The sequence below is a fragment of the Kitasatospora sp. NPDC040550 genome, assembly GCF_055594965.1.
Window position 1 is genome coordinate 39,310 of the sequence record NZ_JBVIWC010000028.1, and the last position, 25,208, is coordinate 64,517.

General features: G+C 73.6%; 26 protein-coding genes. 10 read left to right on the top strand and 16 right to left on the bottom strand.

What is annotated here, in order from left to right; genetic code table 11:
• Nucleotides 1–56: 56 nt before the first annotated feature.
• The 6 genes from ACZ58X_RS32565 to ACZ58X_RS32590 form a co-directional block, all read right to left on the bottom strand.
• Entirely contained in the window at nucleotides 57–2,270 is a 2,214-nt protein-coding gene (locus ACZ58X_RS32565) for a hypothetical protein (protein ID WP_470337175.1), read from the bottom strand.
• 2 nt (nucleotides 2,271–2,272) lie between these two features.
• The gene (locus ACZ58X_RS32570; RefSeq protein WP_470337176.1) at nucleotides 2,273–2,584 is read right to left on the bottom strand and encodes a hypothetical protein; all 312 of its coding nucleotides are present in this window, start codon (nucleotides 2,582–2,584) and stop codon (nucleotides 2,273–2,275) included.
• 281 nt (nucleotides 2,585–2,865) lie between these two features.
• The gene (locus ACZ58X_RS32575) at nucleotides 2,866–3,963 is read right to left on the bottom strand and encodes a hypothetical protein (RefSeq protein WP_470337177.1); all 1,098 of its coding nucleotides are present in this window, start codon (nucleotides 3,961–3,963) and stop codon (nucleotides 2,866–2,868) included.
• A complete protein-coding gene (locus tag ACZ58X_RS32580; protein WP_470337178.1) occupies nucleotides 3,960–4,865 on the bottom strand; it encodes a hypothetical protein in 906 nt (301 codons plus the stop codon). Before ACZ58X_RS32580 ends, ACZ58X_RS32575 begins: the two co-directional genes overlap by 4 nt.
• Nucleotides 4,862–5,842: a hypothetical protein gene (locus ACZ58X_RS32585; RefSeq protein ID WP_470337179.1), complete on the bottom strand. Its 981-nt coding sequence runs from the start codon at nucleotides 5,840–5,842 to the stop codon at nucleotides 4,862–4,864. Before ACZ58X_RS32585 ends, ACZ58X_RS32580 begins: the two co-directional genes overlap by 4 nt.
• 63 nt (nucleotides 5,843–5,905) lie before the next feature.
• Nucleotides 5,906–6,844 carry a hypothetical protein gene (locus ACZ58X_RS32590; RefSeq protein WP_470337180.1) on the bottom strand — a complete coding sequence of 313 codons (939 nt, stop codon included), beginning with the start codon at nucleotides 6,842–6,844 and terminating at the stop codon, nucleotides 5,906–5,908.
• A gap of 360 nt (nucleotides 6,845–7,204) precedes the next feature.
• Between ACZ58X_RS32590 and ACZ58X_RS32595 the strand changes: the two genes are divergently transcribed.
• The 3 genes from ACZ58X_RS32595 (at nucleotide 7,205) to ACZ58X_RS32605 (ending at nucleotide 11,627) form a co-directional block, all read left to right on the top strand.
• Nucleotides 7,205–7,627, top strand: coding sequence for a carboxymuconolactone decarboxylase family protein (locus tag ACZ58X_RS32595; protein WP_470337181.1), 423 nt, complete (start codon nucleotides 7,205–7,207; stop codon nucleotides 7,625–7,627).
• 48 nt (nucleotides 7,628–7,675) lie between these two features.
• Nucleotides 7,676–8,647 (top strand): ADP-ribosylglycohydrolase family protein, encoded by a 972-nt coding sequence (locus ACZ58X_RS32600; protein ID WP_470337182.1) that lies wholly within the window; start codon nucleotides 7,676–7,678, stop codon nucleotides 8,645–8,647.
• A gap of 253 nt (nucleotides 8,648–8,900) precedes the next feature.
• On the top strand, nucleotides 8,901–11,627 hold the full coding sequence (locus tag ACZ58X_RS32605; RefSeq protein WP_470337183.1) for a M4 family metallopeptidase: 2,727 nt from the start codon (nucleotides 8,901–8,903) through the stop codon (nucleotides 11,625–11,627).
• Nucleotides 11,628–11,767: 140 nt separating this feature from the next.
• On the opposite strand, the gene ACZ58X_RS32610 is transcribed toward ACZ58X_RS32605, so the two are convergent.
• A complete protein-coding gene (locus ACZ58X_RS32610) occupies nucleotides 11,768–12,289 on the bottom strand; it encodes a peptidylprolyl isomerase (RefSeq protein WP_470337184.1) in 522 nt (173 codons plus the stop codon).
• A 66-nt stretch (nucleotides 12,290–12,355) separates the two neighbouring features.
• On the opposite strand from ACZ58X_RS32610, the gene ACZ58X_RS32615 reads away from it, so the two are divergent.
• Nucleotides 12,356–12,622, top strand: coding sequence for a hypothetical protein (locus ACZ58X_RS32615; protein ID WP_470337185.1), 267 nt, complete (start codon nucleotides 12,356–12,358; stop codon nucleotides 12,620–12,622).
• 3 nt (nucleotides 12,623–12,625) lie between these two features.
• Complete coding sequence (locus ACZ58X_RS32620) at nucleotides 12,626–12,901, top strand: hypothetical protein (protein ID WP_470337186.1); 276 nt, start codon at nucleotides 12,626–12,628, stop codon at nucleotides 12,899–12,901.
• A 126-nt stretch (nucleotides 12,902–13,027) separates the two neighbouring features.
• On the opposite strand, the gene ACZ58X_RS32625 is transcribed toward ACZ58X_RS32620, so the two are convergent.
• Nucleotides 13,028–14,401, bottom strand: a complete 1,374-nt coding sequence (locus ACZ58X_RS32625) for an ALF repeat-containing protein (protein WP_470337187.1) — start codon at nucleotides 14,399–14,401, stop codon at nucleotides 13,028–13,030.
• 161 nt (nucleotides 14,402–14,562) lie between these two features.
• Between ACZ58X_RS32625 and ACZ58X_RS32630 the strand changes: the two genes are divergently transcribed.
• On the top strand, nucleotides 14,563–15,498 hold the full coding sequence (locus tag ACZ58X_RS32630; protein ID WP_470337188.1) for an NAD-dependent epimerase/dehydratase family protein: 936 nt from the start codon (nucleotides 14,563–14,565) through the stop codon (nucleotides 15,496–15,498).
• A gap of 13 nt (nucleotides 15,499–15,511) precedes the next feature.
• On the opposite strand, the gene ACZ58X_RS32635 is transcribed toward ACZ58X_RS32630, so the two are convergent.
• Complete coding sequence (locus ACZ58X_RS32635; RefSeq protein WP_470337189.1) at nucleotides 15,512–15,841, bottom strand: DUF1330 domain-containing protein; 330 nt, start codon at nucleotides 15,839–15,841, stop codon at nucleotides 15,512–15,514.
• Nucleotides 15,842–16,092: 251 nt separating this feature from the next.
• On the opposite strand from ACZ58X_RS32635, the gene ACZ58X_RS32640 reads away from it, so the two are divergent.
• Both ACZ58X_RS32640 and ACZ58X_RS32645 read left to right on the top strand, forming a co-directional pair.
• Nucleotides 16,093–17,043: an RICIN domain-containing protein gene (locus ACZ58X_RS32640; protein ID WP_470337190.1), complete on the top strand. Its 951-nt coding sequence runs from the start codon at nucleotides 16,093–16,095 to the stop codon at nucleotides 17,041–17,043.
• A 156-nt stretch (nucleotides 17,044–17,199) separates the two neighbouring features.
• Nucleotides 17,200–18,276 carry a helix-turn-helix transcriptional regulator gene (locus ACZ58X_RS32645; RefSeq protein WP_470337191.1) on the top strand — a complete coding sequence of 359 codons (1,077 nt, stop codon included), beginning with the start codon at nucleotides 17,200–17,202 and terminating at the stop codon, nucleotides 18,274–18,276.
• A gap of 23 nt (nucleotides 18,277–18,299) precedes the next feature.
• Here the strand turns inward: ACZ58X_RS32645 and ACZ58X_RS32650 are convergent, their stop codons facing one another.
• Nucleotides 18,300–18,806: an SMI1/KNR4 family protein gene (locus ACZ58X_RS32650; RefSeq protein ID WP_470337192.1), complete on the bottom strand. Its 507-nt coding sequence runs from the start codon at nucleotides 18,804–18,806 to the stop codon at nucleotides 18,300–18,302.
• 301 nt (nucleotides 18,807–19,107) lie between these two features.
• Here ACZ58X_RS32650 and ACZ58X_RS32655 point away from each other — a divergent pair, with 301 nt between their 5' ends.
• A complete protein-coding gene (locus tag ACZ58X_RS32655) occupies nucleotides 19,108–19,698 on the top strand; it encodes a hypothetical protein (protein ID WP_470337193.1) in 591 nt (196 codons plus the stop codon).
• An 894-nt stretch (nucleotides 19,699–20,592) separates the two neighbouring features.
• Here the strand turns inward: ACZ58X_RS32655 and ACZ58X_RS32660 are convergent.
• From ACZ58X_RS32660 to ACZ58X_RS32670, 3 genes are all read right to left on the bottom strand, one after another.
• A complete protein-coding gene (locus tag ACZ58X_RS32660) occupies nucleotides 20,593–21,120 on the bottom strand; it encodes an SMI1/KNR4 family protein (RefSeq protein ID WP_470337194.1) in 528 nt (175 codons plus the stop codon).
• Between the two features lie 42 nt (nucleotides 21,121–21,162).
• Nucleotides 21,163–22,239 (bottom strand): DNA/RNA non-specific endonuclease, encoded by a 1,077-nt coding sequence (locus ACZ58X_RS32665; RefSeq protein ID WP_470337195.1) that lies wholly within the window; start codon nucleotides 22,237–22,239, stop codon nucleotides 21,163–21,165.
• Between the two features lie 239 nt (nucleotides 22,240–22,478).
• Nucleotides 22,479–22,679 (bottom strand): hypothetical protein, encoded by a 201-nt coding sequence (locus ACZ58X_RS32670; protein WP_470337196.1) that lies wholly within the window; start codon nucleotides 22,677–22,679, stop codon nucleotides 22,479–22,481.
• A gap of 3 nt (nucleotides 22,680–22,682) precedes the next feature.
• Here ACZ58X_RS32670 and ACZ58X_RS32675 point away from each other — a divergent pair, with 3 nt between their 5' ends.
• Complete coding sequence (locus ACZ58X_RS32675) at nucleotides 22,683–22,880, top strand: hypothetical protein (protein WP_470337197.1); 198 nt, start codon at nucleotides 22,683–22,685, stop codon at nucleotides 22,878–22,880.
• Nucleotides 22,881–23,004: 124 nt separating this feature from the next.
• On the opposite strand, the gene ACZ58X_RS32680 is transcribed toward ACZ58X_RS32675, so the two are convergent.
• The 3 genes from ACZ58X_RS32680 to ACZ58X_RS32690 all read right to left on the bottom strand — a co-directional run bounded on the left by ACZ58X_RS32680 (nucleotide 23,005) and on the right by ACZ58X_RS32690 (nucleotide 25,199).
• Nucleotides 23,005–23,559: an SMI1/KNR4 family protein gene (locus ACZ58X_RS32680; protein ID WP_470337198.1), complete on the bottom strand. Its 555-nt coding sequence runs from the start codon at nucleotides 23,557–23,559 to the stop codon at nucleotides 23,005–23,007.
• 326 nt (nucleotides 23,560–23,885) lie between these two features.
• Nucleotides 23,886–24,683, bottom strand: a complete 798-nt coding sequence (locus tag ACZ58X_RS32685) for a DUF4253 domain-containing protein (RefSeq protein WP_470337199.1) — start codon at nucleotides 24,681–24,683, stop codon at nucleotides 23,886–23,888.
• A gap of 48 nt (nucleotides 24,684–24,731) precedes the next feature.
• Nucleotides 24,732–25,199, bottom strand: a complete 468-nt coding sequence (locus ACZ58X_RS32690) for an NUDIX domain-containing protein (RefSeq protein WP_470337200.1) — start codon at nucleotides 25,197–25,199, stop codon at nucleotides 24,732–24,734.
• Nucleotides 25,200–25,208 lie beyond the last annotated feature (9 nt).

The window sequence follows — 25,208 nt, forward strand, 5'->3', positions numbered from 1 at the left end:
CGGGGGCGGCGGCCGCAGCATGGTTGACGGCACATCAGGAGCGCGTCAGGAGTGCGTCAGGAGTTGCCGCGGCCCAGGAAGTGGCCGGCGGTGGTGGCGCTGGTGGAGCGGCGGTCGTGGGAGGCGTCCTCGACGACGTGGATCATGCTGCTGTCCGGGTCCATGCCCCGGTCCTTGGCCCAGCCGCTGACCAGGTGGGTCATCTCGTTGTTGGCGTCCAGGTAGGTGTCGGAGATCTTGGCGTTGGCGACGCTGTTGTTGTGGTCCTTCATCTGGTTGTCCCACTCCCAGGCCCAGGTGTCGACCAGGCGCTGGGCGCTGTCGCCGACCCACGGGATGGGGGTGAGCGGGGCGCCGACCACGTGGTAGGCGACCTTGGCCTTCCAGTCGGCCTGGAGGTTGGCGTCGTCGCGCTGGCCCATGGCGACGTCGGCGCGGATCGCGTCGTAGACGCCCAGGCTCGCGGCGCCCTTGTTCATCACGTCCTGGACGTCGTTCTGCGAGGGGTTGGGCCCGATCGAGGACAGCTCCTGGGCGATCTTGGCGCTCTCCGCCTGGTGCAGGGTGGCGTAGGCGTCGGGGTTGTCGGACAGTCCGCGCATCACCCGCACCAGGCTGTCCTCGCCGACGCCCATGTGCACGGTGCCGTTCGCGTCGGTCCACACCGTGCTGCCGTGGTCCAGGTACTGGGAGTTGCGGCCGTTGAAGATCTCGTGGCTGTCGTTGGTGTAGTCGGCCAGCGCGTTGGCCAGCGGCTGGCGCAGGTTGGCGTTGACCTTGTTGCCGCCCTGGCCCTCGTCCAGGGTGGTGACGGTGTCGTGCATGATCCGGGCCTGGGCCTCGGTGTGGTGCCCGGTGTGCGGGGCGCCGGCCGGCTGGCCGGTGGTGGCGGCCTCCAGCGCCGCGCCCAGGCCGCTCTGCGACAGCGGGTCGGGCGCCTTGAACGGGCCGGCCATCGAACTGACCCAGCCCTCGGGCCACTTGCGGTCCTTGAGCAGGTAGTGCAGGTGCTGGTTGCCGCCGCCCGCGTTCGGGTCCAGGTAGGCGGTGGCGGCGTCCGGCTCGCGGCCCATCACGGCGAGCACGTTGTCCAGTGGGTCGGCGCCCAGCGCGGTGCCGTTGTGGTTGGCCTTGTAGGCCCACGCGTCGGGGGTCTTCTTCTCCGCGGCGGTGATGTCGTCGGCCAGGTCGCCGAGCATCCCGGCCGAGTACGTGGCGTCGCCCTTGGTCATCAGCGTGGTCAGGACCTGGTACCCGTACACCGGGTCGGTGTTGGAGCCGTAGTTGTGGTCCCCGTCGCAGCCGATCTTGCTCATGCCCGCGCGCCAGCGCCGGTAGAAGTCGGTGTTGGTGTCCTGGGTGGCGGAGGCCAGCGCGTGGGTGAGGCCGCCCTGGAGGTCGGTGTAGGCGGCCTTGCGGTCGCCGCCGGGGCTGCTCAGCTTCCCGGCGAGCTTGAGCATGCCGTCCGGGCCGAGCCGGTCCAGCAGGCCCTGGGAGAAGGCGGGGTGGTCGGCCTTGTCCTTCATCAGGTCCTGCAGCTGGACCAGTTGCTCCGGGGTCAGGTCGTCCAGGTGGGTGGCCAGGTCGGCGGCGCGCTGGGCGTCACCGGCGTCGCCGCCGCCCACGGCCTGGCCGTTGAAGGTGGTGTCCAGCGGGTTGCCCGCCTTGGAGGCGCCGCGCAGGGCCGCGGCGATGCGCTGGTCGGCGCGGGTGGCGGCCTGGACGCCGGCCGTGATCGCCTTGGTCCACCTGTCGGCCGCGTCCTGGTAGGACTGCCGGGCCTCCGGGTCGTGGTGCAGGGCCTGGCGGGTGGCCGGGTCGAGGGTGCTCTCGTCGAACACGGCGGTGCCGGTGCCGGTCACCTTGAAGCCGTCCTTGACGGCGCCGTCGGCGGCGTCGCGGGTCTGCTTCTGCGCGGCGGCGAAGTCGGCGTGCGCCTCGTCGAGCAGCGAGGCCATCGCGTTGGCCTCGGTCTGGGCGTCGACGATCTGGCCCTTGGTGGCCAGCAGCGCCGCGTTGGCCAGGTTCGCGGTGCCGCCCGTCCACCAGGGGCCGCCGGTGAGGCCGTTGCCGCTGCCCGGCAGGCCGGGGCCGCCCGGGGTGAACAGGCCGTTGCCGCCGATGCCGCCGCCGTTGCCCGAGCCGCCCAGGACGTCCTGCTCCATGGTGGTCTGCATGGTGTGGAACCGGGTGGCCATCGCGCGCCACTGGGTGGCGGCCGCGGTCAGCGCGTCCGGGTTGGCGTTGATGACGTCTTCGTATCCGAGCATGGTCACTGCACCTGGAGGGACTGGGCGATGGACAGGTTGGTACTGCGGTAGTTGGCGCCGGTGCTCTGCATCGCGGCGGCGTTGGCGTTCAGCCGCCCGGTCAGCGCCTTGACCTGCTGGTGCCACTCGTCCAGCGAGTCCTTCAACGCCCCGGAGCTGTCCCAGTTCTTGAGGGCGCCGACCGCCGTCCCGGTGGCGTCGTCGGCCACCGCGCCCGCGCCCGGGCAGTCGTGGGCCAGGTTGGTCAGCGTGGCGTGCGCCTTGTCCAGCGCGGCGTGGTTGACCCCGAAGCCGCCCGGTGCCGGTGTGCTCATCCGTCGATCCCCCATGTGTGGTGACCCGGCGGTGTGGTCACCGGGCGCCGATGATCGTAAGTCCGCGGAGCACCGGTTTTCGCAAGGGATTCATCAGGGATTCGTCACCGTTCTGTCACCGCCCGGCGCCCGAAGGGCCGTTCGGGTACGGCACACCGGCCGGGCCGGGCCGGCGGAACGGCCCGGGGCCGGGCCCGGCCGCCGTACCGTGACGGCCCGAGGGCCCCGCACCCCCACCCGTTGCGCGGGGGGGGTGCGGGGCCCTCGGGTGGGCGCCGCGCTCAGGCGAGCAGGTCGGACTGGAGGTCGACCACCTGGCGGAAGGCCGCGGCGGGCACGCCGCGCGGGTTGGTCATGGTGATCACGGCCACCACGTCGGAGGCCGACACGAACGCCAGCCGGGTCGTCGGCACGTCCTTGCCCGCGGTCTCCCGGGACTCCTTGCGGGTCACCTCGACGCCGTCCGGCAGCTCGCCGTCGGCCGAGGACGTGGCGGTCCGCGCGTCGGGCGCGGCCTTGAGCTGGATCTCCGAGCGCGTCCGGGAGAAGGTGTCCCAGGCCTCGGCGGAGGTGCCGAAGCGCATCAGCCGGATCCGGGTACTGGTGCCGTCGGAGGCGGTCCACTCCCGGACGGTGGCCGCGCGGCACACGTTCTGCCGCAGCAGGGTGCGCATCCGGGCCGGGTTCTGCAGGTCGCCGAGCAGCGCGTCGCAGGACACCCAGTTGGCCGGGGCCGCCCCGTCGGGGACCGCCGACGCCGTGCCGGAGGCGCTCGGGCTCGCGGTGGCCGAAGGGGTCCCGGACGGGGTGTCGGAGGGCTCCGCCGTGGGCGAGGCCGAACCCGTCGGGAGCGTCGGGGCCGTCGGGGCCGGGAAGACCGGCGGGTTCACCGAGCCGCCGGCCTCCTTGGGCACGGGCAGCAGCAGGTGCCGCAGGTCCGCCAGGTGCGCGGCGGCGCTCTTGTCCTTGCTCCTGTCCTTGAGGTCGGGCGCGGCCTTGCCCGAGGGCAGCGGCGGCAGGGCCAGCGGCGGGAAGGTGTAGCGGCCGTCGCCGGCGGTGGCCAGGCCGGGGATGTCGGTGCGCTCGGGCGCGGTGACGGCCAGCGCCGTGCCGGTGCCGGCCAGGGCGAACACCAGGACGGCGCAGCCCCAGCGCACCGCGGCCTTGCGGCGGCGGGTGCGGTGGGCGGCCTGCTCCTCGGCGGCCTGCGCCGCGAGGGCCTGCTCCTCGGCGGTCGGCGCCGGGGCGGGGGCCGGGGCGGCGTCGAGCGGCGGGGCGGACTCCGGAGCGAACTCCGGGGCGGACTCCGGGGCGGACTCCGGGGCGGACTGCGGCCCGGGCTGCGGGGTGGGCTGCGGGGTGGCGGCGTGGTCGGTCATACGGAGGCTCCGGGGCTGGCGAGGCGGTCGAGCTGCATGGTGAAGAGGGCCACGATCCGGTCCTTGGGGAGCGGTGCCACGCCCTCGGCGCTCATGATCACCAGGAGGTCGCCCTCGGCGGCCGAGCACTCCAGGTAGTCGATCGGCGCGGACGGCGGCGCGGGCATCAGGTAGCAGTGCGCCTCGGGGTGGCCGGGGACCTGCGGGCCGGAGCGGAAGATGCCGGTGTCACCGGTGAACACCGCGGTGTACTCGTTGATCCGTTGCACCTCCTGCTGGTTGAACTGGCGCAGCCGCAGGCCCACCACCAGGTTGCCGTCGTCGTTGCGGTAGGTCCGCACGCCGGTGCCCTTGACGTGCAGGCCCTGCCAGTAGGAGCGGAGCTTGTCGCGCTTGTCCTTGGGGACCTGCTGGAGCTCGGCGTCCATCTCGTCGGTCAGCTGCCCGGCGCCGAGCTCGGTGTCGTTGCCGTAGCCGCCCTCGTCGGGGCCCGGAGCGTAGCCGGCCGGGACGGGCAGCAGCAGGTCGCGCAGCGAGCCGAAGTGGCTGCCGTTGGACTTGGCGCCGAAGGGCGTGGGGGTGGCGGTCGGGGCGGGCGTGCCGGTGGGGCCGGCGGCGGCGACCGGGGCGGGGTCGTCGTACTGGGTCTTGATGATGCCGACGCCGATGACCACGCCGACCAGGGCGGCGGCGACGGTGGCGGCGCCCGCGCGCAGCAGGCGGCGGGAGGCCGGGTTCGGCGTGGGGGTCAACTGGGCTGCGGGTGCGGCCGGTTCGGTGGCTGCGGGGGTCTGCTCGGCCGGGGTGGCCGAAGTTGCCGGGGTGGCCGGGGTGGCCGGGGTGGCCGGGGTGTGCGGCTCGGCCGGGGTGGCCGGCACCGCGGTCACGGAGTCGTCGGTCATGCCAGCCGCTCCCACTGCTGCTTGGCGAGGGCCTTGAGGTCCCCGGATTCCACCGGCTTGGGGCTGAACACCTCGACGGTCATCAGCACCGTGCCGCGCTGGGCGGCGGCGTGGCCGTAGTAGTACTGGTCCTTGGTGTCGGACCAGTGCCTGGGTTCCGGGTCCACCCGGTAGCCGCCGTCGGTGTCGTCGGCGAAGGTCTGCCCCTGGAAGGCCGCGGCCTCGTCGATGTGCTCGGGCGTGTACTGGGTGAGCGTGACCCGGTAGCGGATGTCGTCCTTCATCCAGTCCACCTCGGCGGCGCGCCGGAAGCCGGACTCGGCCAGGTCCTTGAAGACGACGGCCGCGTCGCCCTTGCGTTCGGCGAGTTCGCCGATCGACATCCAGCCGGGCTTGTCCGGGTAGTCGCCCCAGGCGGTGCTGCCGTCGGGGGCGCTGATCAGCAGCTTGCGCAGGTCGCCCTCGATGGCGGGCGGCGGGGGCTGGGCGGCGGCGAGGGCTGCGGGGTCGACCGCCTCGGCCGGGTAGGCGGGCAGGGCGACCTGGAGCGGGGGCAGCGGCGTGGGCGGGCGCTGGGCCTGGATCGCGTAGCCGACGCCGCCGCCGGCCAGCACGCCCACGACCAGGGCGCAGACGGACAGCAGCACCGGGCGGGGGCGGCGCGCGGGGCGCGGGGCGGTCTCGGGACCGGCCCACAGGTAGTCGGCGTAGACGTCCGCCGCAGGGGCGAACTCCTCCACGACCGGCGCCTGGTGCGCCGTTGCCTCGGCCGACCAGGGGGACGGCGCCGGGACGGGGGGCACCGGCGGGACCGGCGCTACGGAGGGTTCGGCGGGCACCGGGGGCACCGGCGGGACCGGTGGGACGGGCGGTGCGGGCGGTGCGGGCGGCAGCGGCGGCGTCGGCGGTTCGGCCGACGCGGCCGACGCGGACGGTTCAGCGGCCGCGGCCGGCGGCTGCTCGGGTTCGGTGGTCACGGGAAGCGACTCCAGAGGAGGAGGGGCGGGAGGACGTCGAGGGGCGATCGCGCGGGCGCGGGCTCAGCCGCCGGAGGCGAGCCACTCGCGCTGGCGCTTCATCAGGTCGTTCAGCAGCGCCTTGTCCGGCGTGCCCTTGACCTCGACGTCGACGGTGTACTGGACGTCGCCCTGGCTGGAGATGCCGGTCATCGAGCCGGTGTAGGCCTCGTTCTTGGGCTTGCGGCGGAAGCCGTGGGCGTTGGGGTCGCCGTCGATGTCGATCGGTTCCTGCGACGTGACGGTGTAGCCCTGGACGAACCGTCCCGCCAGGTCGGCGGAGCCGAAGTGCAGCAGCGTGACGGTGACTTCGGCCGTGCCGTCGGCGGTGCGGTAGGTGCGGGTGGCGCCGTCCCGGTAGCCGAGGCGGCTGAGGATGGTGTCGATGTCGTCCGGCTTGCCGAACATCTCGGAGACGTCGTCGCGGGTCATCGCCATCCCGTCGGCGGGCCCGTAGGACTCGCCGCCGGCCGGGATCGGGAGCAGGAAGTAGCGCAGGTCGCCGTCGTGCTTGCCGCCGCTGACGGTGCCCTTGACGGTGCTGGCCGGGGCGGGCGCGGTCGGGACGGCCGTCGGCACCGGGACGGGCACGGCGGAGGGCGTGGCGCTCGCGGTGGCACTCGCGCCGGCGCTCGCCGGGGCGGTGGCGGTGGTGCGCGGCGCGGGTGCGGCGGCCGGGTGGCCGTCCGGCTTGCCGACGGCGACGGTCACCGCGGCACTGGCCGCCGTGACGGCGAGCAGTCCGGCGGTGGCCAGCGCGACGCCGAGGGCGCGCGGCAGCCGGCGCGGGGCCGTGGCCGCCGGGGCCGGGTCGGCGGCCACGGGCTCGGCCGCGGGCGCGGGCTCGGGCACGACAGCCGCTTCCGGCGCGGCTGCGGGCTCGGGCGCTACGACGGCCGGCTGTGCTACGACGGCCGGCGGCGGGTCGGTGAACGCGGCGCTCTCGTTCTCGGGCGCGGGCAAAGGACTCCCCCAGGGGAATGATCGGAATGTCGCACGTGGGCCACCGTCGCAATCCGCTCCCCCGCGGCTTTCCCGGACCGGCCATCACGCGCCTCAGCAGGGATTATGAGAGTCCGATGACATTCTCGCCAACGAAAACAATCACCGCACTCCCGTGCAATGCCCGATGAATCGGACACTCCGTGACCCAACCGCAACAGGCCCCCTGACGGGGTGTCGTGCATCCGGGTGGCACGGAGGCCGTGGTTCCGGGCCGGGCTTGAGTTGGAGTGCACTCCAAGTCCTACGGTTCCTTCCGTGGTCAGGGCCGGTCGGCCGAGGCCTCGGCACGAGAACGGGTACGAGGAGAGGACAGGCGCCATGGGTGTTGCGGAGCAGGGGGCCGGGCAGCGGCAGGAGCGGTTCGAGCGGGGCATGGAGGTGCTCACCCGGGTCGACGGGGAGGGCGGGCAGCGGGTGGTGGACGCGCTGGCCGACATCAGCCCGGAGCTGGCCCACCAGGTCGTCGCCTGGGGCTTCGGCGACATCTACAGCCGTCCCGAACTCGCCCCGCGCGATCGGCAGTTGGTGACGCTGGGGATGCTCACCGCGCTCGGCGGCTGCGAGCCGCAGCTGGAGGTCCACATCAACGCCTCGCTCAACGTCGGCCTCTCCCCCGTGGAGATCACCGAGGCGCTGCTGCACTCGGCCGTGTACTGCGGGTTCCCCAAGGCGCTGAACGCGACCTTCGTCGCCAAGAAGGTCTTCGGCGAGCGCGGCCTGCTCCCGGTCACGGCGAACTGACGCCGGACCACCGCACCGCCGGGGCACGGCCGGTGCGATCATGCGGCCATGACGTATTCGGCAGCACGTGACGCGTTGGAGGGCCTGGCGCTCGGGGACGGCTTCGGCGAGCGGTGGTTCCCGCTCTTCCGCGGACCCAAGGCGGCGTTCGCACAGATCCGGGCCCGGCAGGTGCCGCCGGAGACCCCGTGGCACTGGACCGACGACACGGCGATGGCGCTGTCGGTGTACGGGATCCTCACCGCGTACGAGGCGGTGCACCAGGAGCGCCTGGCCCAGGCCTTCGGGGCGACGTACCTGGCCGACGCCTACCGCGGCTACGGGAACGGCATGAGCCTGCTGCTGCCCCGGCTGGCCGGGCGGCCGTCGGCGTGGCGCGAGGAGTCGCGCAGGCTGTTCGACGGGCAGGGCAGCCTGGGCAACGGTGCGGCGATGCGGGTGGCGCCGCTGGGCGCCTGGTTCCACGCGGACCTGGACGAGGCCGCGGAACAGGCCGCGCTGTCGGCCGAGGTGACGCACGCCCACCCCGAGGGGATCGCCGGCGCGGTGGCCGTGGCGCTGGCGGCCGCGCTGGCCGCGCGCGGACGCGGGGGCGCCGGGGCTCCGGCGCCGGCCGGGGCCGCCTTCCTCGCCGGGGCCGCCTTCCTTGCCGAGGTGGCCGGGCGCACCCCGGCCGGCCCGGTGCGCGAGGGACTGGCCCGGGCCGCCGAACTCGCCCCGGACACCGAGCCCTGGCGCGCGGCGGACCTGCTGGGCAACGGGCAGCGGGTGCGGGCCGGCGACACCGTGCCGTTCGCCCTGTGGTCGGCCGCCCACCACCTCGACAGCCTCACCGACGCCCTGTGGACCACCGCCGAGGGCCTGGGCGACGTGGACACCACCTGTGCCATCACCGGCGGCGTGGTCGCCGCCCGCACCGGCCTGGGCGGTCCGGCCGCCGGCTGGCTCGCCCGGCGCGAGCCCCTGCCGGCCTGGGTGGCCGGGGCCGAGGACGAGACCCCCGTGCGCCGTACGGGCTGAGTCCCCGGGTGGTCCGATGCTCGGGTCGGGTGACGGGGGCGCGACGTCGGGGGGCGGGGCCGGCGCGGGAGCCGGGCGGGCGCGAGTGGGGCTGAACTGGTCGCCCACGGAGGGCCGTTGAACCGGGAGGGGCCTGTGGGACCGCACTTGATAGGCAGTCAATCGACATATGCCGCCAGACTGCATATGGTGGGTGGGCGCGACCGCACCGCTGTGCCGTCGCGCCGCCGCATCCGCATGCGAGAGGACCGCCGTGCCCCGACACCCGCGCACCGCCCGTACCCTGGCCGTCGCCGCCGCCACCGTGGCGCTGGCCCTGACCGCGCCGACCGCCCTGGCCGCACCGCCACCCGCACCGGAACCGGCCGCCGTCGGCGCCGACCCGGTGCCCGCCCTGGTCGAGGGCAGGGACACCGCCGCCCCCCAGCTGGTGACCGGCCTGGCCGAGCCCGCCCCCGGCGACCCGGGCCGGGCCGCCCGGGCCCACCTGGCCGCGCACCCCGAGCGCTACCGCATCGACACCGGCGAGCTGACCGAACTCGCCTCCACCCCCGGCCCCGACGGCCGGCGCACCGTCAGGTTCGAGCAGCGCCACGGCGGGATCCCCGTCCTCGGCGGCCAGTACCTGGTGCACCTGACCGGACAGGGCGACGCCCAGAAGGTCGAGTCGGCGGGCGGACGCTACTTCACGGGCCTGACCGCCCCCACCACCCCCGCCGTCCCGGCCGAGGCCCTGCGCCGCGCCGCGATCGACGCGCTGACCGACCCGCAGCAGCGCACCGGCGCCACCGCAGAGGACCTGGGCGCCGTCGTCCTGCCCGGCGGCCCGGGCCGCCTGACCGAGCACTACACCGTGCACCCCGCCACCGGCACCACCACCCGCGAGGTGTACGTCGACGCCACCACCGGCACCGTCGCCCTCGCCCACGACGCCCGCGCGCCCCGCCCGGCGGCCGACCCGAACGCCCCGGCCCACCCGACCGCCGGTGCCGCCGACGGCCTGCGGCCCGCCACCGGCACCGCCCCCGACGCCCACGGGCGTCCCACCGCCGTCAACATCGCCGAACGCCCCGACGGCGGCTACCAGCTCACCGACCTCACCCGCCCCGCCACCATCACCACCTACGACGCCGGCGGCCGCGACGCGGGCGACTTCGACCGCGCCGTCCCCGCCGACGTCTCCCCCGCCTCCTCCCCCACCCCCGGCTTCCCCGCCGCCGCCGGGGACGACGGCGCCACCGACGCCCACGTCAACGCCGGGATCGTGTACGACTTCTACCGCGACCGCCTGGGCCGCAACGGCCTGGACGGCAAGGGCGGGCCGATCGTCTCGGTGGTCAACGTCAGCGACCACGGCGACCCGTTCCCGAACGCCTTCTGGGACGGCAGCAAGATGATCTACGGCAGCGGCCCCGGCTACTACCCCTTCTCCGCCGCCCTGGACGTCTCCGGCCACGAGATGACCCACGCCGTCATCACCAACACCGCCGACCTCGTCTACTTCGGCCAGTCCGGCGCCATGGACGAGGCGCTCGCCGACTACTTCGGCAACGCCATCGAGGTCACCGCCCGCGGCCTGGCCATGGACGACCCCGCCGCCGCGCTGCTCGGCGAGAGCCTGTGCCGCACCGGCACCCCCCAGGCCTGCGCCCAGCGCCACCTGGACGACCACCGCACCACCGTCGACGACTACCTGGGCACCCTGGACGTCGACACCGGCGGGGTGCACCTGAACTCCACCATCTTCGGCGGCGCCCTGTGGGACGTGCGGCGCGCCCTCGACCCGCTCACCGCCGACCGGGTCGTCTACCACGCCCTCGCCGACTACCTCACCCCCACCGACGACTTCCTCGCCGGACGCGACGCCGTCCTGGCCGCCGGACGCGACCAGGGCCTCAACGCCCGCCAACTGCGCGCCGTCGCCGCCGCCTTCGACGCCCACGGGATCCGGGCCGGCTGGCAGCAGAAGCTCGGCATGGACGCCCGCACCCTGCTGCCCAGCGCCCCCAACGGCCAGGCCACCCCGGTCGCCGCCAACGGCCACTGGCTGCTCCTGGCCGACGGCCCCGACGGCAACGGGCTGTACACCGGCACCACCGACGGCCGCGGCAGGCCCGTACGCCTCAGCCCCCAGGACGGCCGCTTCCACAGCTGGGCCGCCACCGACGGCACCACCGCCGTCTGGGAGGCCCAGGGCGGCTCCGGCGGACCGGGCAAGGAGATCCTCACCGCCCCGCTCACCGGCGCCGGCCCGGTGCGCAGCCTGCTGCGCACCACCCAGGACATCGGCGGGCTCCAGGTCTCCGGCCCGGACACCGCGTACGTGCTCACCGACCACACCGCCCACCGCACCCGCGCCCTCCTCGTCCACGACGGGGCCCCGGCGGTCGAACTCCCGCTGCCCGAGGGGCACGGCCTGTCCGGCCTGACCCTGCGCGACGGCCTGCTCGGCTGGACCGAGACCTGGCAGGACGGCGACCGGACGGTGACCGCCCCGACCGTCTACTCCATCGCGGCGGGCAAGGTCACCGCCCAGTACACCGCGCACGCCCCGGCCGGCTCCGGGCCCAGCCTCACCTCCTCCACCCTGCTGGCGGGCGGGCGCCTGGTGTGGCTGGACACCCCCGCCGACCCGGCCGCGCGCAGCACCATCCGCTCGGGGGCGGTGGACGGCTCGGGGATCGTGGACGTGCTGTCCGCGAGCTCCCCGCAGGCCCCCCGGTTCGCCACGCTGACCGCCTCCGACCAGGCCGTCAGCTACCAGCTGACGTCGGCGAAGCCGGCCGGCGGCTGGACCAACGCGGCGCTGCCCAAGCTGTGGCAGGTGCCGTTGGCGGGCGGCCCGGCGCAGCGGGTCTCCTGCGACCGCGGCGGCCAGTACGCGGTGGCCGCCGACCGGGGCACCCGGGTGGTGTGGCTGGACGCCACGGCGGGGCGTGCCGACCTGGTGACCCGGGAACGCCCGGCGGGCGGCTGCTGAGCGCCGACTGCCGTCAACTCCCCCGCCGCCGCCCGTACTTCGCCGGGCGGCGGCGGGGGTGCTCGGCGTGCGGCGGGGTGCTCGGCGGGTGGCGGGCGGGGCGGCGGGTGGGCCCGCGGGTGGGCCTACGGCCCCCGGGGTCAGGCGTGGGTGATCTCGACCTTGGTGATCACCACGTCCTGCGCCGGGCGCTCGCCGTCGGTTTCCGCGGTGGCGATCGCGTCGACCACGGCCTTGGAGGCGGCGTCGGCGACCTGGCCGAAGATGGTGTGCTTGCGGTTGAGGTGGGTGGGGGTGCCCACCGTGATGAAGAACTGCGAACCGTTCGTCCCCGGGCCGGAGTTGGCCATCGCCAGCAGGTACGGCCGGGTGAAGAACAGCTCCGGGTGGAACTCGTCCGGGAAGGCGTAGCCGGGCCCGCCGGTGCCGGTGCCGGTGGGGTCGCCGCCCTGGATCATGAAGCCCTTGACCACCCGGTGGAAGGTCGTGCCGTCGTAGTACGGGCCGCTGCCCGGCTCGCCGGTGCGCGGGTCGGTGTACTCCTTGGCGCCCTCGGCGAGTTCGACGAAGTTGCGGACCGTCTTCGGCGCGTGGAACGGGAACAGTTCCAGCCGGATCGGGCCCGCCGTGGTGTGCAGGGTGGCGAACCGGGCGTTGGCCACGGGTGTCTCCTTCTTCGTCGGTCCTGTTCGGCGTTCGGATGGGCATCCTGGCACATGCGAGGATTCGTGGCCGAACCGGTAGGGGAAGTGGAGGTGGCCGTGGTGGTCGGAGCGGTGCTGGTCGGGGTGCTGGTGCTGGTGCTCGCCGGATGCGGGTGCGTGGTGTGGGCCGCGCGCGGCGGGCCGGGCTGGGTGCGCGCGGTGGCGGCGGTGACGCTCGGCGCGGGCGACCTGCTGCGCGGCGCGGAGCAGCGCCGGCGGCGGCGGGAGCGGCGCGAGCGGTGGATGCTGGGCCGGAGCAGCGGCGGCGAGGGCGGCGGGGACGGGAGCTGAGGCGTGACGGACGGACAGCGGCTGCGACGCGTCTTCGAGGTCGGGCTGGCCGACGCCCTGGCCGGGCACGGGGTGGCGACCTGCCTGGGTCTGGACGACCCGACCGAGGAGGCGCTGTGGGCGGTGTACGACGCCGCGACCGGCCACCGCACCGGCCCGGGGACGGTCGAGGAACTGGTGGCGGCAGCCCGTCGGACCTTCGAGGGGCAGCTGGACGGCAGCAACGCGGCGCGCTGGCGCGAGCAGCTCGCGCAGAAGTTCGCCGAACACGGGTACTGAGCCGAAGGCGCCGAGCCGGAGGCACTGAGTGGGGGCCGGACGCGGCGTGTCCCCGGCCGCCGTGGTGGGCACGGCGGCCGGGGACACGAGCGGGCGTCGGCCCTCGGTGTGTCAGCTCTCGGTGTGTCAGCTCTCGGCGGAGCGGCGGCGCGAGAGCGCGACCAGCGCCGCGCCCGCGGCCAGGGCCGCGGCGGCGCCGCCCGCCTCCCAGCCCAGGCCCTCGGTGCCGGTGGCGGCGAGCGAGCCGCTGCCGGTGGGAGCGCCGGTGACCGTGGTGGCGGTGCCCGTGGTGGCGGTCCCGGTCAGGGCGGCCGGCTGGACGGTCTGCGGCTGCTGGGCGCTCTGGTCCTGCTGCCCGGCGGGCTTGTCGGCCGGCTTCTCGGCGGGCTTCTCGGCGGGCTTGTCCGCCGGCTTGCCGGCGGCGGCCTCGTCCGCGGCGCGGGCCGTGGCCCAGCCCTCGGCGAGGAACGTGGCGATGTCGGCGTCGCTGCCCTCCATCGCCTTGCCGGCCGCCGCGCGTACGGCCGGGCCGCCGGTCTCCATCAGCTGCGAGACCTTGACGCGGTTGTCGGAGGCGCGCAGCTTGGGCAGGTCGCGCAGGAACTGGGCGACGTCGGCCGGGGTACCGGCGAGCGCCTTCTTGGCGGCGTCGAGGGTGTGCCGGCCGGTGTTCTTGTCGGACAGCGCGACGAAGACCGCGACGCGGTCGTCCGAGGCCTGGGCGGCGGGGTAGCCCTCCGCCAGCCACTTCGCGACCTCCGCGTCGCTGCCGTCCATCGCCTTGTTGGCGCCCTCGCGCACCTCGCGGCCGCCGGAGGCGAGCAGTTGGGCGACCTTGACCCGGTTGTCGTCGGCGCGCTGCCTGGGCAGCTCGGCCTCCAGGAAGTGCCGCAGCTGGGCGGCGCCGCCCTTGAGGGCCTGCTCCCCCGTCTCGCGCACGCCGCGGCCGGTGTTCGGGTCGGCCAGGATCTTCTGGATCTCGGCGCGGTCCGCGTCCTCGGCCTGGGCGGCCGGCAGGCCCTCCGAGAGGAACCTCAGCAGGTCCGCCTCGCTGCCCTCGAGCACCTTGCCGCCGGCCGCGCGTACGGCCGGGCCGCCGTGGTTCATGTACTGGGAGACCTTCACCCGCAGGTCGTCCAGGCGGTTCTTGGGGAAGTCGATCTCCAGGAAGTGCCGCAGCTGGGCGGCGTTGCCCTTGAGGGCCTGCTGGGCGGCCTCGCGCACACCGGGGCCGGTGTTCTTGTCGTCCAGGATCTTCTGGATCTCGGCGCGGTCGCGCTGCTCCTGTCCGTCGGGGGCCTCGGGGCGGCTGCTGTCGCCCGGGCCGCCGTTGGCGCCGTCGTCGCCGGGGGTGACGTCCGGCGTGGAGCCGGAGGCGGTGTCAGGACCGGAGAGCCCGGTGGGCCGGGGGGCGTCGGCGGCGGAGGCCGAGGAGGGGAAGAGGACGGCGGGCGCCAGGACCGCGGCGGCGACGACGGTGGACACCCGGGGCAGCTTCATGCGGGCAGACCTGTTTTTCCTGTGAAGAGATCTTGAACGCCCGACAGCATAGGCCCCTTTTTGCTATTGCCATACCAGGTATTTGCCGAGCTCTCCCGGACCGGGACAAACCGTTCCGGCGGACGTCACGGCCTGTCAGTGACAGCCCCTAGGGTGGGCGCGTGAGCTTTCATCTGGTCGTCGGACACGGGCCCGCCGGGGCCGCCACCACCCGCCTGCTGGCCGAACAGGGCCACGAGGTGCGGGTCGTCACCCGTACCGGGCGCCCCGCCGCCCCCGCCGACGGCGTCGAGCACCTCGCCCTGGACGCGAGCGACGCGGTGCGGTTGGCCGAGGCCGCGCGCGGGGCCGTCGCGATCCACGGCTGTGCCGCGCCGCCGCTGGCGCGGTGGGCCGGGCAGTGGCCCGCGCTCGCCTCCGCGCTGTGCGCGGCCGCCGAGGACAGCGGGGCGGTGCTGGTGATGCTCGGCAACCTGTACGGCTACGGCCCCGTGGACCGTCCGCTGACCGAGGACCTCCCGCTCGCCGCCACCGGCCCCAAGGGCCGGGTCCGCGCCGCGGCCTGGGAACAGGCCCGGGCCCTGCACGAGGCCGGGCGGATCCGCGCGGTCGAGGTGCGGGCCTGCGACTTCTTCGGCCCCGGCGTCACCGACGGCGGCCACCTCGCCTCCCGGGCCGTGCCCGCCCTGCTCACGGGCCGCCCGGTCACCGTCCTCGGCGACCCGGACGCCCCGCACAGCTGGACCTACCTGCCCGATGTCGCCCGCGCCATGGTCGAGGTCGCCGGCGAGGAGAGCGCCTGGGGCCGCCCCTGGCACGTCCCCACCGCGCCCGCCCTGTCCGTGCGCGCCATGGTCGAGCGCCTCGCCGCCGAGGCCGGCACCGACCCCGTCCCGGTGCGCCGCCTCTCCCCCGTCCTGCTCGCCGCGGCCGGCCTGTTCTCCCCCCTGCTGCGCGAACTGCGCGAGACCCGCTACCAGTTCGACCGCCCCTTCGTGGTGGACTCCACCGCCTACGAGGCCGCCTTCACCGTCCGCGCGACCCCGCTGGAGGAGCAGCTCGCGGCGACCGTCGCCTGGTGGCGCGAGCGGTCGTAGGCCCCCTGGGGGCTCAGTGCCCCTTGAGGCTGTCCGCGCCTCGGTAGCCGGCCGGCACGCCCTCGGCGATGATCACGTCCGCACTCATGTGCCGGGTGCGCAGCGGCAGGATGTCCCGGTAGGCGGGCGAGTCGTACCAGGCGCGGGCCTGCTCGTAGTCGGGGAACTCGATCAGGATCAGCCCGAGCGGGCCCCAACTTCCCTCCAGCGTCTCGAACGTGCCGCCGTGGACGACGAAGCGCCCGCCGAAGTCGTCGAGGGTGGCGTCGATCCGCTCCAGGTACTCCACGATGTCGGGGCACATCTCGGCGGCGTGGACCTGGGCGAGGGCGTAGGCGCTCATGTGCTGCTCCCGTGGCGGTGTCGGAGGGGCGCGTCGTGCTGACGTCTCCGACGGTAGGGCGCGGGGGGTGGCGGGCGAATCGGTCACGCATCAGTAGGGATGACGTAACCGGGCGAGGACGGGGCGCGGGGGGGGTGCGCGGCGGGTCCGAGAAAGCTCGGATACCGGCGGGTGACGGGTTCCTGACAGCCTGGGTGCCGGTCGGCCGGCCGTACCGCCTCTGCCCCGTACCCCCTCGATCTGGAGATCCCTTGCGCTCGCTCATCCGACGCATCGTCCTCTCGGCCGCGCTCGCCCTGGGCGGCCTGGCGCTGGCTCCCGGTGCCGCCTCGGCCGACACCCCCGCGACGGTCCTGTTCAACCAGGCCTCCGAACGCTGTCCCGACGGCGCGGTGTGGGACACCCAGGACATGCACCCCTGCGCGCCCTCGAACAACCCGGGCAGGTGGGTGTTCACCCCGGTCCCGGGCTGGAACGGCGTCTACACGATCAACAACGAGGCCGACAAGCGCTCCTGCCTGACCGCCTCCGACAGCCGCCCCGGCGGCACCCAGTGCTACGCGAACGTGACCAGCCAGATGTGGCGGATCACCCCCTACACGGCGGCCGGCCAGAGCGCGAAGTACGACATGGTCGGGGTGCGGATCCAGAACGTGTCCAGCTCGCTGTGCCTGGACAACACCGAGAAGAACTTCGGCGGCTGGAAGCTCTACATGTTCGGCTGCAACGACGGCGCCTACCAGCAGTGGAACATCTACCGCAGCAGCTACGAGGCCCTGTTCGGCCCGGTCGGCGCCCACAAGGGCATGACCTGGGCGAACCTGGAGCAGCGCGCCGACAACGTGGTGCACGTCGGCTACGACACGGCGAGCGACCCGTACCAGGGCGACACCCCGGCCGGCACCCGGCTGCCGGTGCTGTGCCTGCGCAAGGACGGCCGCCCCGCCCCGGCGGGCGTGCCCACCAGCGGCTTCCACAGCTGGGCCGGCGGCGAGGTGAAGGCCACCGCGCCGGTGCCCGGCGCCCAGCTGAGCAGCCGGGCCGCCGCCGACCAGCTGTGCGCGGCCTCGTTCGGGGCGGGCTTCCGGATGGCGGAGTTCCACGACGCGTCGGGCTGGGGGCTGTGGGCCAACGGCACCCTGCCGACGCAGACCAGGTTCTGGACCGCGATCGACGACCAACCGGCCAACCCGTGGAGCTGACCGCCACGGCGGCGCACCACGGGTGATCGGGGGCGGGGGCGGGTGCCGAGCGGTGTGGCGCCCGCCCCCGAATTTTTCGGTCACCCTCGGCCTGCTCCCGGCCATTCGTTCGTACGTCCACCGGCAACGGGGGCCCGCTTCCCTAGCCTTCGGTCCGTGGCCAAACGACGTGACATCGAGCGGGAAGTGCTGGGCACCATCGGCGAACTGGCGGCCTCCCGGCTGCCCACGGCCGAACTGTTCCGGGAACTGCACGCCCTGCTCCGGGGCCCCCTCGGCTTCGACGGCGGCTGCTGGCACGGCACCGACCCGGTCACCGGGTTCCCCACCTCCACCGTCGCCGCCGGCCTCGACCCCGCCGGCTTCGAACAGGCCGTCCGCCTGGAGCTCCAGGGCGAGGACAGCACCACCTTCGAGGCCATCCGCGCCGCCGGGCAGCGGGTGCAGAGCATCGGCCGCGCCACCGGCGGCCACCCCGAACTCAGCATCCGCTACCGGGAGTTGCTGGCACCCTGCGGCTACAGCGACGAACTGCGGATCAACTTCGACCTCGGCGGCGGCCGCTGGGGCAGCGCCGCGTTCATGCGCGAGCACGGCCGCGACCCCTACGACCTGCCCGAACTGCGCCTGGCCGCCCGCATCGCCACCCCCGTCGGCGCCGCCCTGCGCGCCGCCCACCGCGCCTCACTGCGCGCCGCCCCCGCCGCCCCGCCCGCCCCCACCCCGGCCGTCGCCGTCCTCGACGCCCACGGCCGGCTGCGCTCCGCCGACACGGCCGCCCGCGACCTCCTCTCCCGGATGGCCGAACCCGCCGGCCTCACCGCGGGCGTGCCCAGCGGCTTCCTCACCGTCGCCCGCCAGGCCGCCCGCACCAACCGCCCCGCCGAGGTCCGCGTCTGCACCCCCGACGGCCAGTGGCTCGCCCTGCACGCCACCGCCCTCGACGGCCCCGCCGACGGCGTCGCCGTCATCGCCACCCCCGTCTCCCCCGTCCAGCACCTGCCCCTGGCCGTCCTCGCCCACGGCCTCTCCCCCCGCGAACAGCAGGTCGCCCTCCACGCGGTGCGCGGCGCCAGCACCAAGGACATCGCCGCCCTCCTGCACCTGACCGTCCCCACCGTCCAGCAGCACGTGGGCGCCATCCTCGACAAGACCGGCACCCGCACCCGCCGCGAACTCGTCACCCTCCTCATGTCCGGCCACCTCCCCACCCTCGGCCTGCCCCCGCCGTGACGGAGCCGGGAGCAGATCCGCTGCTACTCGGCCCGCCAATGGACGAAGCGGGGCGGTTGCTCACCCCACGTGACGACGGCGCCGACGGGGCTCGGGCTGATCCCGCCGGAGACCACCCCGTGGAGGAACTCGACCATGCCCGTACCGAAGAGCAGCGGTGCACCGCCGTTCCGGCCCAGGACGAGGACCGGCCACGCGTCGGGATCGTCACCGGCCGTCAGCCAACAGAGGGCGTCAGCGGTGCAGGAGACCCCCCAGGCGACGATCTGCTCGGCGGAACGCACCACCTCGGTCGGCTCACCGTCCTCCTCGAACAGCCACCGCGCCTCCTCCGTCATGCCGCGCATGCCCGGCCGCGGGGCATCCGCGGGCATCAGCTCGTCGGGGGCGAAGACGGTGAGGGAGCGATCGATCTCCCCCTGCCCGTACCGGGTGACGAACTCGGTGTAGTCACGCGGGAAACGGAAGCCCCACGCCGACTCGACCGCCGCCCAGTCACCGGACTCACCGCCCCCTTCGGGCGGGGGCATGAGACCCGGCATTCCATCGATGTCGAACGTGCCTGCCATCGAACTCCTGCTCCACCTCTCGGCCGGGCGCCACGGAACGCCGCAACGCCTCGTCGGATCGTACGGAGCCGCCCCGCCGCCCCGACCGTCCGGGCCCACCGCGACCGCCACCCGGCCACGGACGGGCCGATGCCGGACGCGACGTAGCCGTAGCGTCCTCGGCCTGCCGCCGGCGCGACAGGGCAGCGGCATGCACGGCCCTGACGGTTCGTGTAGCATCCGCCCAGCTCGAACACGTGATCATGCGAACGGGGTGGGACGGATGCCGCAGGAAGACGGCGACGGCAGGACGACGAAGCGGCGCCGGCAGGCCCTCGCCGTCGCGGCGGGGGCCTGCGTCCTCGGCGCGGCCGGGCTCGGCGGGGCCCTGCTGCTCACCGGCTCGCACGGCACCACCGCCCCGGCGGCGCAGGACGCGGCGGCCACGTCGAGCCCCTCCCCCGCGGCCCCGCCGTCCGCCACGCTGTCGGCCTCCCCCTCGGCCCCGGTCGAGGCGCCGACGACTCCCCCGGCGCCGGTGGAGACCGGGACGCCCACGGTCGTCCCCGCAGCCGAGCAGGCCGAGGACGGGGCCGAGGCCACGCCCGAGCCCGCCGCCACCAAGCCGGCCCCGGCCCGCCCCCGCACCACCCAGGCCCCGGCCGCCCACACCCCGGCTGCCCCGGCGAAGAAGCAGCCCGCGGCCGAGCAGCCGCCCGCCCCCGAGCACACCGTCCCGCCCAGGCCGGTGCCCGAGGCCCCGGCCCCGGTCCGGACCGACACCCCCTGCCCGCCCGGACAGGGCATCACCTACGCCGGCTGCCGCCCGTTCGGCCCGGTCATCACCCTGGGCCCCACCACCCCGCACGGCTGACCGCCCCAGGACCGGACGTCAGGGCCGACGGCGGACCACGGCAAGAGCGAGCGCCGCACGTCGGGGCCGATCGACCGGTCGATCAGCTCATCAGCGTCGGGGAACTCCCCCGTCAGTACCGCAGCCAGGAAGCTGGTCATGCCGTAAACGCACGAAGCGTCCGAGCGCGCCGCCACCGGTGTGGCGACGCGCTCGGGTTCGAGGCTCTGTGTGTCAGCTCCTCGGCCCGCCGGTAAGCGAATCGAGCCCGTCAGGCCTCCGCTGTCCAGTCACCGGGTGGCGCGGGGACGCTGACGGTTCCACAGTCATGGCTCGGGCGCCGACGGACGGAGGCCTCAGGCCCGACGTCCGTCAAACTCCCCGGAATCGAAGGATTCGCCGGTCCAGGGACCGATGCCTTCCTCCTCAGACGGCAGGACTCCAGCCAGCGCATGAACGTGGGCCGCGCCCTGATGCTCAACGCCACCAACTCGCCCGTGAGCACCCCCGCACACGCCTGGCCCAGGTGCTCGACCCTGCCGGCCCCCGCACAGCACGAGCGGTCCTCCGTAAGATTGGGTCAGCACCGGCCATTCATCCGGCCTCGGGTCGTCCATCAACCACAGGTTGTCGTCACCGCCGTCATCCCCGCCCCATCGGAGGACTCGATCGGCCCGCAGGTTCTCGCTGCCGGGCTCAGATGAACGCAGCAGCCCGCCCCGAAAGGTCCTGGTCACATCGATCAATGACGCGGTACGCCGAGTTCGCGCTCGGCCACCGAAAGCGCCTGCGCGTCCGGCGGGGCTCCGGCGCGCCTTCCCGCGCACATGGGAAGCACCTCCAGCAACGCCGACAGCACGTGCGACGTCATGGCTTACTTTGCCACCACCCAGCACAGCGCCTAGGTACGGTCTTTCAGGGCTCCAACGACCGCCACATAGCGGGCTCCAGAGACCGATCAACCAGGTCATCGGCGTCGGGGAGTTCGCCGGCCAGGACGGCAGCAAGGAAGTCGGCCATACCTCCGTCGAAGCGGAACATCTCACTGGTCCTGTAACGCCACACCACGACCGGCCACTGATCAGGCTCCCCGACCGAAGTGTCCCAACAGAAGAAGTCGGTAGAAGTGTTGTTCGCCCACGCTAGCAGACATCCCTTCACCGGAAACGGCTCGTACGGGCGACCGTTCTCCGGGTCCCAGCTATACCACTCCTCCAACATCTCCCCGACGTCCTTGTTGAACTGGTAGAAGCCCTCGAACCTCTCCCCATTCGAAATGCCAGGCTCGAAAGAAGGCGATGCGACCAGCAGATCACCGAAGTACTGGACCACACCGTACCGCTCCACGAACTGCCGGTAGTCCAGTGGCAGCTGAACGCCGAGCCGCTCGACGGCCCCCTCCCAAGGCACCTCGACGCGCTCACGCCCGGGTTCGCCCATCATGCCCTCAAGACGACCAATATCGCCGACCAACTTTTTGCCTCCCTAGTCTCCGAGTTGAACCATCTGACCATTAGGCGCAGTCTTTTGATTACTCACGGGCCGCGCCCCAAGCGGTATCTGCCTACCATCAGCAGCCTCTCCAACGGCCACCATGAAGAATCCCATTGGGATTCTGCTTGATGACGTGCGATAGATCGGCTCGACGAAGTAATTGACGACCATCCCACGCTTCAGGGCATTACCCACGATGTTCTGTTCAAAATCCCTCATGCCGCTTGTAGTTGTATTGACTCCGACTTGGAAGCACGGCGCAAGGTTACTAGCCAGACCTCGGCCACCGAATTCCCGAGCAATGAAGTGACAACGCGCCAGCAGCCCCCTGCTCTGCGAAAGATTCCAACCCGCCTTGGTTGCAGCCTGCTTGGCTTCGGCCCAGCCGGTGATATTGCCGTCCGCCCCTGTGCCTCGATCGCTGTACGGCTTGCCCACCAGGCAGGCTACGGCACCCGTGGGACGCTTGACCCCAGGACTGCCTGCGACGTCCTCCAGGCTTCCGTACATGATCCACCCCGCTCCGGTTCCGTCCTTCTTGTCGGTGTCGGAGCCCGCTGGGCGGTGATTCAGGCAGTTGTCCGGGTTGCTCCTCTGGGCCGGCGGGTTGCTCAGGATGATGGCCGGCTGGGGTCCGGGAGCGGATGCGACCGTGGTCGGGGCGACGTTCTGCTGGACCGTCAGCATCGCGGAGAGGCTGGCGGAGCTGTAGGAGGCCGCGATGACGTTGAGGGACTGGTGGGGGTCCGGCGGGGACCAGTCGAGCGTGGGGGCGGGGCGCTCGACGGCGGGCTTGGTCTTGTCCCACAGGGGCTTGGGGGGCTCGGGGTGGAAGACGGCGGGGCGTGCGTTCGAGGTGGGCCGGCGGCAGGTGTTGCCGTTGGTGCCCGACGACCGGGGGCTGCTCACGCCGCTCGGCCTCGGGTCCTCCTCGGAGGACCGGCCGGTCGGACTCTGGGTGGAGGACGGGGTGGGCCGGGAGCTGTGCCGGGCCTCCCACTGCTCCTGGTAGTACTCGCTGAGGTCGTAGGCGCCGTTCGACGGGCCGAAGAAGCCGACGATGTTCACCGGGTTCGTGTAGGACGCGGTGTAGCGGTTGTTGATCGGGGTCCTACCCGTATAGGTGTTGACCTGGTCGGCGTACGACTGGGAAGCCGTGGGCTTGCCCGGGGTCGGCGCCGCCTTCTGCTGGCCGGAAATACGAGCAGTGCCGCGCTCGAGGTCGATACCGCTCCTATTGGGGCCGGCCGGCCGCTCGATGACCGTGTTGGACCTGCCCCCGACGACGGGCTCCCCGACGCCGCCTCCTAAGCCGTGGTGGTGCCGTCGGCCGTCCAGGAGGTGAGGCGGTCGGCCAGGTCGTAGCCGTAGCGGTTGTCCTTGACCGGGTCGCTGGCGCCGCCGCTGACGGTCTTGCGGGTGAGGCGGTCGTCGAGGTCGTACTCGTAGGTCGTGCCGGACAGCGGGGTGCCGGTGCCGCCGACGGCGAGCAGCTGGTCGCCCTCCACGCGGTGCGCGGCACCAGCACCAAGGACATCGCCGCCCTCCTGCACCTGACCGTCCCCACCGTCCAGCAGCACCTGACCGCCCCCACCGTCCAGCAGCACGTGGGCGCCATCCTCGACAAGACCGGCACCCGCACCCGCCGCGAACTCGTCACCCTCCTCATGGCCGGCCACCTCCCCACCCTCGGCCTGCCCCCGGCGTGACGGGCCGGGCCGGTGGGCCCGAGTGGACTTTGGAGGCGGCCGACCGCGAGCGGCGGGGCAGGCCGGTTGGATCCGCTGGCCGGCCGTCTGTCAGCCTCAACGGGGTGGTTCTCGAAGCCAGGATCTACTCCACCCAGTTCCAGTCGCCCTGACAACGCCACAGCGGCTCATCCGTGCCGGACGGCGCCACCTCGTCCGCGTACACGTACGTGCCTTCGAGAACGGCGAGGAGAAACGCCGCGAAACCGCCGTCGAAACGGTCCCACTCCTCCAGGCTCCGGTAGAACGCGACCACCGGCCAGGCGTCCGGGTCGTCGCCCTCCGTCAGCCAGAAGAACTGGTCCGCGTTGAGATTCGAGCCCCAGGCCAGAAGGCCACCCGGTTCGGGGTGAACCAGGTACGGGCAGTCCTCATCAGCCGCCAGTTCCGCAGCGATCCCGTACGTGGTCCAGCGAACGAAGCCTGGGAAGCCGACGATCGGCCCGCCGTCGTAGGACCACAAGGTCGGCACCGAAACGGACAACTCGCCATTGATCCGCACACACCCGTAGCGATCCACGAACTCCTGGTAATCCAAGGGGAAGGCGAAACCGACCTCGGCGACGGACCGCCCCCACGGGGTGGCGGCAGGCCTTCGCATGGGATCACCAAGGATGTCCGACAGACGACCGATCCTCATATTGCTCATTCTCCTTCCAGCGGTCTGACGGAGTCAGTTGCCTGGGTTGATCGCCTGATTTCGACCATTGAATCGGGAGTTGTCCACGTAGGTGTACTGCTCGGCCACGTCGCCAAGAGGCACTCCGTCGACGTAGGTGTTGGACGGCTGCATCCTTCCCGTGGGTGGCAGGTACCCGCACTGCGTTCAGGGCGGCTATGTGGTCCTTGAGTTCGTCGATCCGCTTGTTCGAGCCCACCACACCCTCGGCCCGGCCGCGTGAGGCAGCCGGGCCGAGGGGGCGAGTGAGGGGTCTCGAGCGCGAGGGGATGGTCAGCCGAGGACGGTCAGTCCCACCAGAAGATCCACTGGTGGGAGTCGACGAGTTGTTCGGCGTAGGCGGTGAGGGTGCCGGCGCCCTGGTGGACCTGGTCGGGGCAGAAGGCGGTGTGCTCGGCGGCGAGGGGGAGCGCCTCGGCGACGGTGGCGGGTGGGGCGGGGACGCTCAAGTGGAGTGTGTCGAAGCCGACTTCGACGAGCTGAGCGCCGAAGCGGCGCTCCCAGTCGGCGAGGACGGCGGCGATCTTGGCGGTGTCGTTCTCGTGGTTGAGGGGGCCGCTCCAGCCGCACCGGGCCAGGGCCTCGGCGCCGCTTCGGGCCGGCACCAGGCCCAGCCGTACGTCCTTGAAGGACGCCAGGATCTCGGCCAGGCCGCGGGCCTCGGCGTCGGCCGCTCCGGCGGGGACGGTGACGGCCGGGGCGAGCCCGGGCCAGGTCGGGCCGTAGGGGGCGAGGACCTCGGCGAGTTCCCCGTCGTCGTGGCCGCCATCGTCCTCGCCGCCCGCTTCCCACCAGGTGCGCAGCAGGGCCGCCGGGTCGTACCACTCGAAGTCGCTGACCTGGTCCGGGAAGAGCTCGCCGGACAGCCAGGGGCGGAAGTCCGGGTCGCCGGCACTCAGCGGGCTCAGCAGCAGCGGCCACAGTCCGCTCCGCGGGTGGGCGCGGTGCAGCTCGGCGCACAGGCCGGCGGGCGCGGGCCCGTCACTGATCCACAGTAGCGGCTGCGTGCCCGCCCCCTCGTCCCCGACGACGGGACGGCCGGGCGGCAGCGAGGCGGGCAAGGCGACATCGAAAGGCCAGGTCATGCGGTGAACCGTAGGGCCGGGCACTGACAGGGGGCCGGCCGGTGATGGTCAGTCGGGGCGCTGGCCGTGGAGGAGGAGGGGCAGGGCGCGGCCGGTGAGGGCTTCGGTGGTGCGGGCGGCCTGGGAGGGGGCCATGTGGTTGGGGAGTTCGTGGACGGGGACGAAGCGGGCGCCGAGCAGGCGGCTGCGCTTCTGCGGGGGGACGGTGACGGGGTGGTCGTCGCGCAGGGTGCCGCCGTCGAAGACGACGTTGAAGCGCTCCAGGTAGCGGTCGGAGGGGGTGTAGTCCAACGCCACGGCGTGGGTCAGGCGCAGGATGATGCCGGTCTGCGCGTGGAGGTGGCGGGCGGCGGCGCGGTGCGGGGGCTCGTTCACCTTGCCAGGGCCGCCGGGCAGGATCATGCCGTCCAGGTAGTCCGGATCCACCAGAAGGACGTCGCCGCGCTGGTTGCGGACGAGCACGAGGCAGCCGAGGCGGCAGATGGGGGGCTTGGCGAGCAGGCGGGGGTCGTGCACGGGGAGTTC